Annotated in this window: 15 protein-coding genes; 7 read left to right on the top strand and 8 right to left on the bottom strand. The window is 60.1% G+C overall.

Going from position 1 to position 15,471, the window contains the following annotated elements:
• Positions 1-365: 365 nt before the first annotated feature.
• The 4 genes from HJC00_RS16890 to HJC00_RS16875 form a co-directional block, all read right to left on the bottom strand.
• Positions 366-1,139: an amino acid ABC transporter ATP-binding protein gene (locus HJC00_RS16890; protein WP_038688615.1), complete on the bottom strand. Its 774-nt coding sequence runs from the start codon at positions 1,137-1,139 to the stop codon at positions 366-368.
• A gap of 18 nt (positions 1,140-1,157) precedes the next feature.
• On the bottom strand, positions 1,158-2,303 hold the full coding sequence (locus tag HJC00_RS16885; protein WP_210631527.1) for an amino acid ABC transporter permease: 1,146 nt from the start codon (positions 2,301-2,303) through the stop codon (positions 1,158-1,160).
• 1 nt (position 2,304) lies between these two features.
• On the bottom strand, positions 2,305-3,507 hold the full coding sequence (locus HJC00_RS16880) for an amino acid ABC transporter permease (RefSeq protein ID WP_210631526.1): 1,203 nt from the start codon (positions 3,505-3,507) through the stop codon (positions 2,305-2,307).
• Between the two features lie 94 nt (positions 3,508-3,601).
• Positions 3,602-4,627 carry an amino acid ABC transporter substrate-binding protein gene (locus tag HJC00_RS16875; RefSeq protein WP_064802245.1) on the bottom strand — a complete coding sequence of 342 codons (1,026 nt, stop codon included), beginning with the start codon at positions 4,625-4,627 and terminating at the stop codon, positions 3,602-3,604.
• Between the two features lie 348 nt (positions 4,628-4,975).
• On the opposite strand from HJC00_RS16875, the gene HJC00_RS16870 reads away from it, so the two are divergent.
• The gene (locus tag HJC00_RS16870; protein ID WP_221164380.1) at positions 4,976-6,166 is read left to right on the top strand and encodes a cystathionine beta-lyase; all 1,191 of its coding nucleotides are present in this window, start codon (positions 4,976-4,978) and stop codon (positions 6,164-6,166) included.
• A 66-nt stretch (positions 6,167-6,232) separates the two neighbouring features.
• On the opposite strand, the gene HJC00_RS16865 is transcribed toward HJC00_RS16870, so the two are convergent.
• Both HJC00_RS16865 and HJC00_RS16860 read right to left on the bottom strand, forming a co-directional pair.
• Positions 6,233-7,414 carry an FAD-dependent monooxygenase gene (locus HJC00_RS16865; RefSeq protein WP_221164379.1) on the bottom strand — a complete coding sequence of 394 codons (1,182 nt, stop codon included), beginning with the start codon at positions 7,412-7,414 and terminating at the stop codon, positions 6,233-6,235.
• Positions 7,415-7,441: 27 nt separating this feature from the next.
• Complete coding sequence (locus HJC00_RS16860; RefSeq protein ID WP_092748325.1) at positions 7,442-7,687, bottom strand: zinc-finger domain-containing protein; 246 nt, start codon at positions 7,685-7,687, stop codon at positions 7,442-7,444.
• Positions 7,688-7,841: 154 nt separating this feature from the next.
• Here HJC00_RS16860 and HJC00_RS16855 point away from each other — a divergent pair, with 154 nt between their 5' ends.
• From HJC00_RS16855 to clpA, 6 genes are all read left to right on the top strand, one after another.
• Positions 7,842-8,627: an alpha/beta fold hydrolase gene (locus tag HJC00_RS16855; protein WP_221146562.1), complete on the top strand. Its 786-nt coding sequence runs from the start codon at positions 7,842-7,844 to the stop codon at positions 8,625-8,627.
• A gap of 128 nt (positions 8,628-8,755) precedes the next feature.
• A complete protein-coding gene (cysE, locus tag HJC00_RS16850; protein WP_064709189.1) occupies positions 8,756-9,589 on the top strand; it encodes a serine O-acetyltransferase in 834 nt (277 codons plus the stop codon).
• 137 nt (positions 9,590-9,726) lie between these two features.
• Complete coding sequence (locus tag HJC00_RS16845; RefSeq protein WP_008526943.1) at positions 9,727-9,930, top strand: DUF3126 family protein; 204 nt, start codon at positions 9,727-9,729, stop codon at positions 9,928-9,930.
• A 276-nt stretch (positions 9,931-10,206) separates the two neighbouring features.
• On the top strand, positions 10,207-10,578 hold the full coding sequence (locus tag HJC00_RS16840) for a phasin family protein (RefSeq protein WP_210631522.1): 372 nt from the start codon (positions 10,207-10,209) through the stop codon (positions 10,576-10,578).
• Between the two features lie 275 nt (positions 10,579-10,853).
• On the top strand, positions 10,854-11,207 hold the full coding sequence (clpS, locus tag HJC00_RS16835; protein WP_008526939.1) for an ATP-dependent Clp protease adapter ClpS: 354 nt from the start codon (positions 10,854-10,856) through the stop codon (positions 11,205-11,207).
• Between the two features lie 10 nt (positions 11,208-11,217).
• Positions 11,218-13,707, top strand: a complete 2,490-nt coding sequence (clpA, locus tag HJC00_RS16830; protein ID WP_210631521.1) for an ATP-dependent Clp protease ATP-binding subunit ClpA — start codon at positions 11,218-11,220, stop codon at positions 13,705-13,707.
• Between the two features lie 74 nt (positions 13,708-13,781).
• Here clpA and HJC00_RS16825 read toward each other — a convergent pair whose 3' ends face one another.
• Positions 13,782-14,207, bottom strand: coding sequence for an HIT family protein (locus HJC00_RS16825; protein ID WP_210631520.1), 426 nt, complete (start codon positions 14,205-14,207; stop codon positions 13,782-13,784).
• Between the two features lie 53 nt (positions 14,208-14,260).
• On the bottom strand, positions 14,261-15,451 hold the full coding sequence (locus HJC00_RS16820) for a GNAT family N-acetyltransferase (RefSeq protein ID WP_210631519.1): 1,191 nt from the start codon (positions 15,449-15,451) through the stop codon (positions 14,261-14,263).
• Between the last annotated feature and the right edge of the window lie 20 nt (positions 15,452-15,471).

Raw genomic sequence — 15,471 nt, 5'->3', positions numbered from 1 at the left:
CGAGCGGGAGGTTATTTGTTTCAACGCCTGCGGGCAAGAGGGATGGGCTGTCAGAGCAATTCTAGAAAAAGCGGCAAACGGCTTTCCGTCAGGAATTGCGTAAAAACAAGAACTTAAGCAGTTCTGCGCTTCCATGAAAAAGCTGAACCGCTCTAGGCATGGCCGGGACCACCGAGCGTGGCGGCGGGCATCCATTCTCTTAATGACTCAATCCAGGAAATCGGGCGGCACCTTCCGCTGAGCGGCGGCGATTCCGTCCTACCCGCATCTGCAGTCTGTTGCAGGCGACCGCCGCCCGCTGAACATGAAAGACCCGCCGAACCCGAAGGGGGTGCGGCGGGTCTTTCATGTTCAGCGTTCGGGGGTCAGTGCAGGATCTGGCTGAGGAACAGCTTGGTGCGCTCGTGCTGCGGATTGTCGAAGAATTCGGCCGGCGAGTTCTGCTCGACGATCTGGCCCTGATCCATGAAGATGACGCGGTTGGCGACCTGGCGGGCAAAACCCATTTCGTGGGTGACGCAGAGCATGGTCATCCCTTCTTCCGCGAGGCCGACCATGGTGTCCAGCACTTCCTTGATCATTTCGGGATCGAGCGCCGAAGTCGGCTCGTCGAACAGCATGATCTTGGGGTTCATGCACAGCGACCGGGCGATCGCCACGCGCTGCTGCTGCCCGCCGGAAAGCTGGCCCGGATATTTATTGGCCTGCTCCGGGATCTTGACCCGCTTCAGGAAATGCATGGCGATTTCTTCCGCCTGCTTCTTCGGCATCTTGCGCACCCAGATCGGAGCCAGTGTGCAATTTTCGAGGATCGTCAGGTGCGGGAAGAGGTTGAAGTGCTGGAACACCATGCCGACCTCGCGCCGCACTTCGTCGATCTTCTTCAAATCGTTGGTGAGCTCGGTGCCATCGACGATGATCTGGCCTTTCTGGTGCTCTTCGAGACGGTTGATGCAGCGGATCATCGTCGACTTGCCCGAGCCGGACGGCCCGGCGATGACGATGCGTTCGCCGCGCATGACCTTCAGGTTGATGTCGCGCAGCACGTGGAAATCGCCGTACCACTTGTTCATGTTGATGATTTCGATCGCCACTTCCGTTGCGGAAACGGTGAGCTTTTTCGCTGGAGCTTCAGCCATGATTATTTTCCCTCATTTTTATCGTTTGTGGCCGGTGTCGAGGTGACGTTCGATGAATGCTGAATAGCGCGACATGCCGAAGCAGAAAAGCCAGAAGGCGAATCCGGCGAATATCAACCCCGTGAGCGGCGTTACTGCGGTTGCCCAATTCGGATCGACGAAGTTGAGGCGAACGATGCCGAGAAGGTCGAACATGCTGATGATCGACACCAGCGATGTGTCCTTGAACATGCCGATGAAGGTGTTGACGATGCCAGGGATCACCAGCTTGATTGCCTGCGGCATGATGACCAACCGCATCTTCTGCCAGTAGCCCAACCCGAGCGAATCCGCCCCCTCGAACTGGCCCTTGGGAATAGCCTGCAGGCCGCCGCGGATGACTTCCGCCATATAGGCGGAGGCGAAGATCGATACCCCGATGATCGCGCGCAACAGCTTGTCCACGGTCCAGCCGGCCGGCAGGAAAAGCGGCAGCATGACGCTCGCCATGAACAGGACCGTTATCAGCGGCACGCCGCGGACGACTTCGATGAAAACGACGCAGAACGTCCGGATGACCGGCATCTGCGAGCGCCTTCCCAGCGCCAGGATGATGCCGAGCGGGAAGGAGACGGCGATGCCGACAAAAGAGAGCACCAGCGTCACCAGCAGCCCGCCCCAGAGTGGGGTCTCGACGATTTCCAGACCAAATCCGCCGTAAAGCAGAAAGAAGGAAACGATCGGAAGAACGCCGAAGAGCAGGAGGGCGTTGACGCCCTTGCGCGGCGCCGAGGGGATGAGCATCGGCACCAACAGGAGTACGAAAAGAATACCGACCAGCGTCGGGCGCCAGCGCTCGTCGAGCGGATAACGTCCAAAGATGAACTGGTCGAATTTGGCATTGACGAAGGCCCAGCATGCACCACTCCAGCCATCCGGCTGGATGCCACCCTGTACGGCAGTGGCGCAGAAGGTGCGGTCCGGACCGCTCCAAACCGCCTGCACGAAGAGCCAGTCGAGCGCGTGCAGGAGGGCCCAAACGACAAAGACCAGCGCCAGGATGGTAAGGACGATGTCCTTGGGCGTCGCAAGAAGGTTGCGGCGAATCCAAGCGACCGGGCCTTTCTCTGCTGAGGGCGGCGGCTCCGGCGCCAGTATGGCGGTTCTGACGAAAGCGTTGCTCATCTTACCTCTCCACCAGCGCCATCTTGGCATTGAACCAGTTCATTAACAGCGAAGTGACGACACTGAGGCTGAGGTAAATGACCATCCAGATGAGGATCACCTCGACAGCCTGACCTGTCTGGTTCAGCGTCGTGCTGCCGACCGCGACCAGATCGGCAAAACCGATGGCGATCGCCAGCGACGAGTTCTTGGTCAGATTGAGATACTGGCTGCTCAGCGGCGGAATGATGATGCGGAAGGCCTGCGGAATGACGACCAGCCGGGTGATCGACGAGGGGTGAAGCCCGAGTGCGCCTGCAGCTTCCGTCTGTCCCTTCGGCACGCCGCGAATGCCTGCGCGCACGATTTCAGCGATGAAGGCAGCGGTGTAGAAGGAAAGTGCAAGGAAGAGCGACATGAATTCCGGCCCGACGACGGAGCCGCCGGTGAGGTTGAACTTGCCCGCGATCGGATAGTCGAAGGAAAGCGGCGCGCCTGCGACCAGGAAGACGATAAGCGGCAGGCCGACCAGCAGCCCGAGCGAAGCCCAGATCGTATGGAACGGCTGACCTGTCGCCGCCTGCCGGCGATGCGCCCATCGGGCCGTGACGATAACGGCGATGATCGCGACGACGAAGGCGACGCCGACGAGCCAGAAAGTCTCGCCGAAAATCGGTTTGGGAAAGGAAAGGCCACGGTTGTTCAAATACGCTCCGAGCGGCAGATGCAGCGACTCGCGCGCATTCGGCAGAACCGCCAGAACGCCCGAATACCAGAAGAAGATGACAAGCAGCGGCGGGATGTTGCGGAAGACTTCGACATAAACCGTGCACAGCTTGGCAATCAGCCAGTTCCTCGACAGGCGGCCGATGCCGATGATGAAGCCGATGATGGTGGCGGTGATGATGCCGGTAACGGCGATCAGGATTGTATTCAGAAGGCCGACGACCAGCGCGCGGCCGTAGGTCGAATCACTCGAATAGGCGATCAGCGACTGACCGACCTCGAAGCCGGCACGGCCGTTCAGAAAGCCGAAGCCCGACGCGATGTTGGCGCGCGCCAGATTGACGGCAGTGTTGTGCGCAACCCACCAGACGAAGACGACCAGCAGGACGATGGTGAGAACCTGGAAGAAAATGCCCCGAATTGTCGGGTCGTAGAGCGCGGACTGAAAGCTCCAGCCGCCTCTGGATAAACGTGTTGAATCCAAAGCCTGGTGCGTCATGCTTGGCCAATTCCCCATTATGCTCCTTTTCGGAGCTTTTTTATTGGAGGAGGAAAGGCGGTCGCCCGCCTTTCCGTCGTCATACGTGACGCGCTCAGCGAACCGGCGGAGCGTACTGAATGCCGCCCTTGTTCCACAGGGCGTTGAGACCGCGCGCGATCTTGAGCGGGCTGCCCTGGCCGATGTTGCGCTCGAAGACTTCGCCGTAATTGCCGACGTTCTTTACGATGTTGTAAGCCCAGTCGTTGGTCAGGCCGAGATCGGTGCCGATCTTGGTATCCGCCTCGACGCCGAGGAAGCGCTTGATGTCAGGGTTCGGCGAGTTCTTCATGTCGTCGACATTGGCCTGGGTGATGCCGAATTCTTCAGCATTGATCATGGCATAGCCGACCCAGCTGACGATATCGAACCACTGGTCGTCACCTTGACGAACGGCCGGGGCGAGCGGTTCCTTGGAGATGATTTCCGGCAGGATCGCGTGTTCGTCCGGATTCTTCAGCGTCAGGCGCAGCGAATAGAGACCGGACTGGTCGGTGGTGTAGACGTCGCAACGGCCGGCATCATAGGCGGCGTTGACCTCGTCCAGCTTTTCGAAGACGACCGGATTGTACTGAAGGTTGTTCGCCTTGAAATAGTCGGCGAGGTTGAGCTCGGTGGTCGTGCCCGACTGGACGCACACGGATGCGCCGGAGAGTTCCAATGCCGACTTCACGTTGAGGCTCTTGCGGACCATGAAGCCCTGGCCGTCATAATAGTTGACGAAACGGAAGTTCAGGCCGAGTGCCGTATCGCGGTTGATCGACCAGGTCGTATTGCGGGCGAGCACGTCGATTTCGCCCGACTGTAGGGCAGGGAAGCGATTGGCGGCGCTGAGCGGGGTGAACTTCACCTTGGTAGGGTCGCCGAACACGGCCGAAGCGACAGCCTTGCAGAAGTCGACGTCGAAGCCCGCCCAGTTGCCGGAAGCGTCAGGCGCGGCGAAGCCGGCGAGGCCGGTGTTGACGCCGCACTGAATGAAACCCTTTGCCTTTACATCACCGAGAGTCGTGGCCGAAGCAGCCGAGGCGCCAAGAGCGAAAACTGCTGCGCCGATCGCGGCGGACAGAAGCTTGTTCTTCATTTTTTTCCCAACCTTTTCCGTTGTATTATATTTTCTTGTGGGGCGTTCCGGCGGAAAACTCTGCCACCCCCATCGTCTCGACACCCTCCCGGCGCGAGTACCCTATCACAGTCGCAAATGTCACCATGGTCAAGTGTCGCGATCAATAATTGCGGCAAAATTCAGCATTTTGCCGGATTGCGCCACATTCGAAGGCGGTTGGCTAGGAAATGAGCGCCCTATTGCGGAAAAATAACGCGAATTTAGAAAAACCCAGCGACTGCTGTCCCCCTCTTCGAGGGGTTGACCAGGCCGGTCGAGGGGTCCAAAAGTCTGATTTTGCGCCCCCCGCCAAAGGCTTTTTCCGACATGAAAGACAAAGACAGCTTGCTGCAGACCGCCGGCATCAATACCCGCCTGACCCATATCGGCAACGACCCCTTCGACTATCACGGCTTCGTCAATCCGCCGGTCGTGCATGCCTCGACGGTCCTGTTTCCGAATGCGGCGACGATGGACACGCGCTCGCAGAAATATACCTATGGAACGCGCGGTACGCCGACGACGGACACGCTCTGCAAAGCGATCGACGCGCTCGAAGGTTCGGCCGGCACGATCCTCGTTCCCTCGGGGCTGGCAGCGGTCACCATTCCGTTCCTCGGGTTCAGCGCCGCCGGCGATCACGCGCTGGTCGTCGATTCGGTTTATGGCCCGACCCGCCATTTCTGCGATACGATGCTGAAGCGGCTCGGCGTCGAGGTGGAATATTATGATCCCGCGATCGGCGCCGGCATCGAGGCGCTGTTCCGGCCGAACACCAAGATCGTCCATACCGAGGCTCCCGGCTCCAATACCTTCGAAATGCAGGATATCCCGGCAATCGCGGCCGTCGCGCATCGTCTCGGCGCCGTCGTCATGATGGACAATACCTGGGCAACGCCGCTCTATTTCAGGCCGCTCGATCACGGCGTCGATATCTCCATCCACGCGGCGACGAAATATCCGTCCGGCCATTCCGATATCCTGCTCGGAACGGTATCGGCCAATGGCAAGCACTGGGAGCGTCTCAAGGAGACGAACGGCGCCCTCGGCATCTGCGGCGCGCCCGACGATGCCTATCAGATCCTGCGCGGATTGCGCAGCATGGGCCTGCGCCTCGAGCGCCATTATGAAAGCGCCCTTGATATCGCCGAATGGCTGGAGGGCAGGGAGGATGTCGCCCGCGTGCTGCATCCGGCGCTGCCGAGCTTTCCCTCTCATACTATCTGGAAGCGCGATTTCAAGGGCGCCAGCGGTATCTTTTCCTTCGTGCTTGCCGCTGAGAGCCCCGAGAAATTCAAGGCGAAGGCCCATGCCTTCCTCGACGCGCTGAGGATTTTCGGTCTCGGCTATTCCTGGGGCGGCTTTGAAAGCCTCGCGCTGCACGCCAATCTGAACGACCGCAAGATCGCGAAGGCCCCGAAGGAGGGGCCCGTCATCCGGCTGCAGATCGGCCTTGAAGACGTGGCCGACCTGAAGGCCGATATCGAACGGGGTTTTGCGGCGGCAAGCGCCGTCTGAGCCATTGCGGCGTAAAACAGACACCTAAAGCGCAAGGAGCGGATCTGAAAGATCGCGACGCGCGCTTTAGGCGCTGCGGCCGCTTGCGGCGCCAGACAGCGTGCTATGAGCCCGGTAGCCATAGATCCAATCGAGATCGGCCGCCAGGCTTTGCGGCGACTTCAGGCCGAGCACCAGGTCGCGGCCGATCCGGATCGGCCCCTTCGCATGATAGGCAAATTTGTTGAAGGCGCCGCGCTGGCGAAGCTTTGCAATGCGCGGCATACGATGCCTCTCAAAGAGGCCCAGTGCCTCCGCCGCCGGGCGGTTCGAAAGAAAAGTGGCAAGTTCGTAGGCGTCTTCGATCGCCATGGCCGCTCCCTGAGCGGCAAAGGGCATCATCGCATGCGCGGCGTCGCCGATCAGAACCGTCCTTCGGCCGTCCTGCCACGCGCCCGATGTGGTTTCGAAGAGCGGCCAGAACGTCAGCTTCGGCTGTTTATCGAGCAGCGACACGATCGCGGTGTTCCAGCCGGAAAGCTGCGCCCGGAGCCGCGCGCACTGCTCTGCCGTCGGCTCGTTTCGCCAGGCCTGCGGCGCGGTATTGCCCGCGGTGATCGCCACCATGTTGATGCTGCCCGTCTCCTTCAGCGGATAGCAGACGAGATGCGCCGATCCGCCAAGGAAAGCCGAAACGCTTGTCCGGTCGAGAAAGCCCGGCGCCTCGCCTTCGGCAAGAGTGAAGCGGTAGGCGATGTTGCCGGAAAAACGCGGCAAGGGGCTGCCGGGTACGGATTGCCGGAGCTTCGACCAGACGCCGTCCGCGCCGATGACGACATCGGCGGCCCGCTCGACGGGCGGCGAATTCGAATCCATTCGCACACCAAGATGAAGCCGGCAGAGCGGATCGGCCTCGACCGCGGTGAGGAGCGCATTCTGCAATGTGGCGCGGTGCAGCACGCCATAGGGTGCCCCCCAGCGCTGCCGCGCGAATTTGCCGGCCGGTACAGCCGCAAGTTGGCGCAGCGAAGCGCCTGACATCAGCCGGATCGTCTCCGGTTCGAGCCAGACTTTTGAAAGTCCCTCGAGGACACCGAGTTCTGCCAGGATGCGGGAGGCGTTCGGCGAAACCTGCAAGCCGGCGCCGACTTCGACAAGCTCATCCGCCTGCTCGAAAATCTCCGAGCTGATGCCCCGCCGCGAAAGCGCAAGCGCAGCGGTCAGCCCGGCAATGCCGGCGCCGATGATGGCGGCATGTTCGACCGGCATTATCAGTCCGATCCGAATTCTGGACGGTTACGCCGCCTTCACGTGGAAAACGCAGCCGGCCGGATTGGTCTGGCTCGGTTTGAGAGAAGAATTATAACGGTAAAGCGTCGAGCAATAGGAACAGACCTTTTCATTGTCGTCGCCCATGTCGATGAAGATATGCGGATGGTCGAAAGGCACCGAAGCGCCGGTGCACATGAATTCCTTGACGCCGACTTCGATGACGCGGTGACCGCCGTCGTTCTGGAAGTGGGGAATGTTGTGGCCGGCCATGTCGCTCTCCGAATGCTTTGAAAGTGCGCGAACCTTATAAGCCTTCGCCGCAAATGTGTAGAGCCAAAGCGCTGCGCCGGGCACAGTTTTTACCCACATTCTGGCTTCCCGCCGAGAGGCGGCTCGACTATGGTCGCGCCAGAAGGAAGGCCCGATGAACCTGAATATACCTGCATTTTCAAGCTTCACCCATGACGGATTGAACATCGCTTTTTTCGACGAGGGCGATCCTTCCGGCTCGCCTGTCTTGCTGATCCATGGCTTTGCCTCGACGGCCAACGTCAACTGGGTGCATCCGGGCTGGCTGAAGACGTTAGGCGATGCCGGCTACCGGGTCGTCGCCATCGACAATCGCGGCCATGGCGCAAGCGACAAGCCGCACGACGCCGAAGCCTATCGCCCCTGGGTCATGGCCGGCGATGCGATCGCCTTGCTTGACCATCTCGGTATTCCCGAGGCCAATCTCATGGGCTATTCGATGGGCGCGCGCATCTCCGTCTTTGCGGCACTCGCCAATCCCCATCGCATCCGCTCGCTGGTGCTCGGCGGTCTCGGCATCGGCATGACCGATGGGGTCGGCGACTGGGACCCGATCGCCGATGCGTTGCTGGCTCCGTCGCTGGAGGTCGTGACGCATGACCGCGGCCGCATGTTCCGCGCCTTCGCCGAGCAGACGAAGAGCGACCGTACTGCGCTCGCCGCCTGCATACGCGGCTCGCGCGACCTTGTCGCTCGCTCCGATATGGGCAAGCTCGACATGCCAACCCTGATCGGTGTCGGCACCAAGGACGATATTGCCGGCTCTCCGCAGGAGTTGGCTGCCCTGATGCCCGAGGCCGAAGCGCTCGATATTCCCGGCCGTGATCACATGCTCGCCGTCGGCGACAAGGTTTTCAAGCAGGCGGTGCTGGCCTTCTACGCAAGGGTCGCTGAGGGGTGACATCATCGTGATGCCGAAAAACCATGCTAAAAAGCCATGGTGACGGCACCCATTTATGTTATGGGCGTTTTCCACTATATATGGGCATTCCGAAAACGGCATTCCGGCTGGCAACGAGGAGAGCGGCGATGGTCGCCAAGACAGATATTCGTGCTTTTGAGACAGGCCATCCGCTGAAGGTGATGGATCCCATCTGGGACAGCCTGCGCGAGGAAGCTCGGATCGCGGCCGAAAAAGACCCGGTTCTTGCCGCCTTTCTCTACTCGACGGTCATCAATTACCATTCGCTTGAGGAATGCGTCATCCACCGCATCTGCGAACGTCTCGACCATCCAGATATGCAGGCGAACCTGCTGCGTCAGACCTTCGAGGAAATGCTGCTCGACTGGCCGGAGTGGAGCTCCATTCTTCGCGTCGACATCCAGGCCATCTACGACCGCGATCCCGCCTGCCTGCGCTTCATGGAGGCGGTGCTTTATTTCAAAGGTTTCCATGCGCTGCAGACCCATCGTCTGGCCCACTGGCTGCTGAACCGCGGTCGGCGTGATTTTGCGCTCTATCTGCAGAGCCGTTCCTCCAGCGTCTTCCAGACCGACATCAATCCGGCCGCGCGTATCGGCAAAGGCATCTTCCTTGACCACGCCACCGGCCTCGTCGTCGGCGAGACGGCCGTCATCGGCGACAATGTTTCGATCCTGCATGGTGTGACGCTCGGCGGCACCGGCAAGGAGGGCGCCGATCGCCACCCAAAGATCGGCAGCGGCGTCATGATCGGCGCCGGCGCGAAGATCCTCGGCAATATCGAGATCGGTTACTGCTCGCGCGTTGCCGCAGGTTCCGTGGTGCTGAAAGCAGTGCCGCCGAAGAAGACGGTCGCAGGCGTTCCGGCCAAGGTCGTCGGCGAGGCCGGTTGTTCCGAGCCGTCGCGCAATATGGATCAGGTGATTGGCGCCGATATCTGAGCGCTAGATAAAGGGATGAGGGAAGGTCGGCGGGCACCGGGCGGGGACAGTCGTCGCCAAGTGGCAACCTTGCCTTTACACCGCTGCTTTTCGTGTGCAAGAAGCGGCCAAGCAAGACCGCTTACGGAGATGACAGAGTGAAGCCAGAAGAAATCAAGAAGCTCGACGCCTACTTCAAACGTACGCTCAACCCGCAGATCGTCGTCAAGGCGCGTCCGCGCAAGAATGATTCTGCGGAAGTCTATCTGGGCGAAGAATTTCTGGGCGTCGTCTATGTCGATGACGAAGACGGCGACCGCTCTTACAACTTTTCGATGGCGATCCTCGACGTCGATCTTTAATCGCGCGTGAGAGCTTGAAGTGGACCGGGCGGCGCCATCCGCCCGGTCATTTTTTTTGTTTTTTTGCTGTCGAATCAAAATTTCTTTAAAACGCATGGTTGTAGCATTGTGCTATATATTAGCAAAAACCGTTAAAGACGTACGTTCACCGGCGCGCTTGCTTTGTTTTGTCTCCGTAGCGCAACCTATAGATGTTTTGCGTCGCACAAGACTACTTGACTATTTGTGCGTTGCAGCTACCCTGACGGCACTAACAGCCCAAACGGAGGATGGCTCATGTTCAACTTTGACGATGCAAACAGGAAGAGCAAGGAAGCCGTCGACACGGCGCTGAGAACTTATTCCGACACGGCCAAGGGCTTTCAGGCGATCGCTGCCGAAGCCGCTGAATATTCGAAGAAATCCTTTCAGGATGCGGTGACGCACTTCGAAACCCTCGCCGGCGCCAAGAGCTTCGAGGCCGTCTTCGAGCTGCAGACCAGCTATGTCAAATCTGCCTATGAGAGCTTCGTCTCCGAAACGACCAAGCTCGGCGAAATGTACGCCGACCTCGCCAAGTCGGCCTACAAGCCCTACGAGGCTCCGATTGCCGCTGCCGTCGTCAAGACCACCAAGTCGGCGCAGCCGGCTGCGCCTGCCGCTGCGTGAACTGATCTTAACGGCGCAACCTGCGCTGCATATTGAAAATCGAGGACCGGCTACACATTTGTGGCCGGTCTTTTTGTTTCCTCTTTCGCTGCAACCTTCACATTCGACAGGCCGGGGACTTTTTTGGTCTTTCCCGTGCATGCCGGCATTTCTTGATTGCAGTGTCTGACAGGGGGCTTAAAATCGGCCTATTATGAACTAAGTTAGTGTTTCAGATATTCGGCGGGAAAAGCGCCCTCCCATGCTCCGCCGGATTGATCGAGGAATGAATGACAATGATCGCAAAGCCGATCCGGATGCAGAACGACAGCGAAAGGAACGGGGATAACGGAAATCGCGGAACCTCGGTCATCACGCGCACCAAGCCGAAGACCAAGAAGCCCAACCTCTATCGCGTGCTGCTTTTGAATGACGATTATACGCCAATGGAATTCGTCATTCATATTCTGGAGCGTTTTTTTCAGAAGGACCGTGAAAGTGCCACCCGCATCATGCTCCATGTCCACAATCACGGCGTCGGCGAGTGCGGAATATTCACATACGAGGTGGCGGAAACGAAGGTCAGCCAGGTGATGGACTTCGCCCGGCAGCACCAGCATCCGCTGCAATGCGTCATGGAAAAGAAGTGAGGATCTCAACGTGCCAACATTTTCGCCTAGCTTAGAGAAGGCGCTCCATCAGGCACTGACCTTTGCCAACGAGCGGCATCATGAATATGCGACGCTCGAGCATCTGCTGCTCGCACTGATCGATGATGCCGATGCGGCCGCGGTCATGGGCGCGTGCAATGTCGATCTCGACGCGCTGCGCAAGACGCTCGTCGAATATGTCGATAACGAACTGTCCAATCTGATCACGGGTTACGACGAGGATTCGAAGCCGACCTCCGGCTTCCAACGTGTCATCCAGCGGGCCGTCATCCATGTGCAATCGTCCGGTCGCGAGGAAGTGACCGGCGCCAACGTGCTCGTTGCGATCTTCGCCGAGCGCGAAAGCCATGCCGCCTATTTCCTGCAGGAACAGGAGATGACCCGCTACGATGCCGTCAACTACATCTCCCACGGCATCGGCAAGCGGCCAGGCGCGTCGGAGACCCGCACTCCGCGCGGCGCCGAGGAGGAGGCCGAGAGCAAGCCGACGGCGCGCGGCGGCGAGGAAGAGGGCGGTCCCAAAAAGCAGCAGGATGCGCTCAAGGCCTACTGCGTCAATCTCAACGAGAAGGCCAAGGGCGGCAAGATCGATCCGCTGATCGGCCGTCATGCCGAGGTCAACCGCACCATCCAGATCCTGTGCCGTCGTTCGAAGAACAACCCGCTCTATGTCGGTGATCCCGGCGTCGGCAAGACGGCGATAGCCGAAGGTCTTGCCAAGCGCATCGTCGAAGGGAAGGTTCCCGAGGCGCTCGCCGATGCGACGATCTTCTCGCTCGATATGGGCACGCTGCTTGCCGGCACACGCTACCGTGGCGACTTCGAGGAACGTCTGAAGCAGGTCGTCAAGGAGCTGGAAGAATATCCGGGCGCCGTCCTCTTCATCGACGAAATCCATACGGTGATCGGCGCCGGCGCCACCTCAGGCGGGGCGATGGATGCATCGAACTTGCTGAAGCCCGCGCTGTCATCCGGCGCCATCCGCTGCATCGGTTCGACCACCTACAAGGAATATCGCCAGTTCTTCGAGAAGGACCGGGCGCTGGTCCGTCGTTTCCAGAAGATCGACGTCAGCGAACCGTCGATCGATGACGCGATCGAGATCATGAAGGGCCTGAAGCCCTATTTCGAAGAGTATCATCATCTGCGTTATTCGAACGACGCCATCAAGTCGGCCGTCGAACTGTCGGCCCGCTACATCTCCGACCGCAAGTTGCCCGATAAGGCGATCGACGTGATCGACGAAACGGGTGCGGCCCAAATGCTGCTGCCGCCGTCAAAGCGCCGCAAGCTGATCACCGAGAAGGAGATCGAAGCGACCGTCGCCACGATGGCGCGCATTCCGCCGAAGACTGTCTCCAAGGACGACGAGGCGGTGCTTGCCAATCTCGAGCAGGAACTGCGTTCGGTGGTCTACGGACAGGACATCGCGATCGAAGCTCTTTCGACCTCGATCAAGCTGGCGCGTGCCGGCCTTCGCGAGCCGAACAAGCCGATTGGCGCCTATGTCTTCTCCGGTCCGACCGGCGTCGGCAAGACCGAGGTGGCAAAGCAGCTGGCAGCGTCGCTCGGCGTCGAGCTCCTGCGCTTCGACATGTCGGAATATATGGAGCGGCACACGGTCTCGCGTCTGCTCGGCGCACCTCCCGGCTATGTCGGCTTCGACCAGGGTGGCCTCTTGACCGATGGCGTCGACCAGCATCCGCATTGCGTGGTCCTGCTCGACGAAATCGAGAAGGCGCATCCGGATATCTACAACATCCTGCTGCAGGTCATGGACCATGGCACGCTGACCGACCATAATGGCAAGAAGATCGACTTCCGCAACGTCATCCTGATCATGACGACGAATGCGGGCGCCTCCGAAATGGCCAAGGCGGCGATCGGCTTCGGTTCGTCCAAGCGCACTGGCGAGGACGAGGAGGCGCTGACCCGTCTCTTCACGCCGGAATTCCGCAACCGTCTCGACGCGATCATTCCCTTCGCGGCGCTGCCGACGGCTGTCATTCACAAGGTCGTTCAGAAGTTCATCATGCAGCTGGAGGCCCAGCTTTCCGAAAGGAACGTCACCTTCGACCTGCATGAGGATGCGATCGCCTGGCTTGCAGAAAAGGGTTACGACGAGAAGATGGGCGCCCGCCCGCTGGCCCGGGTGATCCAGGACACGATCAAGAAGCCGCTCGCCAACGAAATCCTCTTCGGCAAGCTGAAGAAGGGCGGCGTCGTCAACGTCACCGTCGGCCCGAAGGAAGATGGCAAGCCCGGCATTCTGCTGGAAGCCATTCCGGATACGGCGCCGATCAAGCCGAAACCCGAGGCCGAGGTCGTGCATCCCGAAGCTGACGACGAGGATGATGGCGAGCTGAAGACGAAGACGGCCCGCAAGACCCGCGCCAAGACGGTCCCGCAGGCCGAGCCCGAAGTCCGCGACGCACCGAAGAAGGGAAGCACGGTTCCCAAGGTTCCGCGCAAGAAGTGAGGGCTCGTCACCGAATTGGAAAAGGCCGCGTCACCCGCGGCCTTTTTTGTTTCCCTCGTTGGCAGAGATCCGCGTTACGCCAGGGCCGCCCGGATTTTTTCGGCATTGGCGGCGAGTACCGCGCCGTCTTCCATCTTGCCGGAATGCGGCTTGAGCGCCACGCCCTCATGGCGGGGGATGATGTGGAAATGCAGATGGAACACCGTTTGTCCAGCCGCCGGTTCGTTGAACTGGGCGATGAACACGCCATCGGCGTCGAAAACTTCCTGAACCGCCTGGGCGACCTTTTGAACGACGGTAATGGCATGGACGAGGGTGGCGGGATCGGCATCGAGGATATTGCGCGAAGGCGCCTTCGGAACGACGAGCACGTGGCCCGGCGCCTGCGGCATCACATCCATGAAGGCGAGCGTATGCTGGTCCTCGTAGATTCGGTGCGAGGGAATTTCGCCGCGCAAGATCTTGGCGAAGATATTGTTGTCGTCATAAGCGCTGGTCATCGCGAAATCTCCTCACGTTCCATTGATCGGGTAGCGCGCTCGGCGGGGCGGCGTCAATCCTCCTGCTGACGCTCACCCTTGCGGAAGGGGCTGTGTTCGGCCAGCACCTCGCTCATATGTTCGACATCGGCACGCTCGCGCGCGAGATAATCGCCGATCGCGCGGCGCAGTCCGGCATGAGCGACATAATGAGCGGAGTGCGTCGTCACCGGCAGGTAGCCGCGGGCGAGCTTATGTTCGCCCTGCGCCCCGGCCTCGACCCGTTTCAACCCTTTCGCCAGGGCGAAGTCGATCGCCTGGTGATAGCAGACCTCGAAATGCAGGAAGGGGTGGTCCTCAATGCAGCCCCAGTGACGGCCGTAGAGCGTATCGCCGCCGATGAAATTGATCGCGCCGGCAATATAGCGCCCGTCGCGCTTGGCCATGACGAGCAAGATATCGTCGGCCATGCGCTCGCCGATCAGCGAGTAGAATTTGCGGGTGAGATAGGGCCGGCCCCATTTGCGGCCGCCGGTATCCATGTAGAATTTGAAGAACTGGTCCCAGATCCGCTCCGTCAGATCGCGGCCGGTCAGCCAATCGACGCTGATCCCGTTCTCGAGCGCGGCGCGGCGCTCCTTGCGCAATGCTTTGCGTTTGCGCGAAGCGAGCGTTTCGAGAAACTCGTCGTGATTGGCGTAGCCGTCATTGATGAAATGGAACTGCTGGTCGGTGCGGTGCAGATAGCCATCCATCTCGAAGACGCCGATCTCTTCATCAGGGACGAAGGTAATATGGGCCGAGGAAACACCGAGCCGGCGCACGACCTCTTTCAGGCTTTCGGCGATCGCGCTCTGGATCGGCAATCGCTGCAGCCCTTCGGCGACGAGAAGACGCGGCCCCGTCGCCGGCGTGAACGGGATCGAGCACTGCAGCTTGGGATAATAGCGCCCGCCGGCCCGCTCGAAGGCGTCGGCCCAGCCATGGTCGAAGACATATTCCCCTTGGCTGTGGCTTTTGAGATAGCCGGGCAGGGCGCCGATCAGCTCGCCGCGATCGGTTTCGAGCAGCAGGTGATGGCCGAGCCAGCCGGTTTCGGCGGCGGCCGAGCCGGATTCCTCCAGCGACGATAAAAAAGCGTGCGAGACGAAGGGATTGTAGGCAAGCGTGCTGCAAGTCTTCGACGCCCCGGAAAGCCTGGACCAGCTCTCCGGGGAAATCGCGGTGAAGGAGCGTTCTACGCGAATGGATAGTTCATCGGTCATGGGGCAAATGCGAAGCCTGT

Source organism: Rhizobium sp. NLR22b, assembly GCF_019685295.1.
GTDB lineage: Bacteria > Pseudomonadota > Alphaproteobacteria > Rhizobiales > Rhizobiaceae > Rhizobium.
This window is presented reverse-complemented; position numbering and strand designations above follow the sequence as displayed.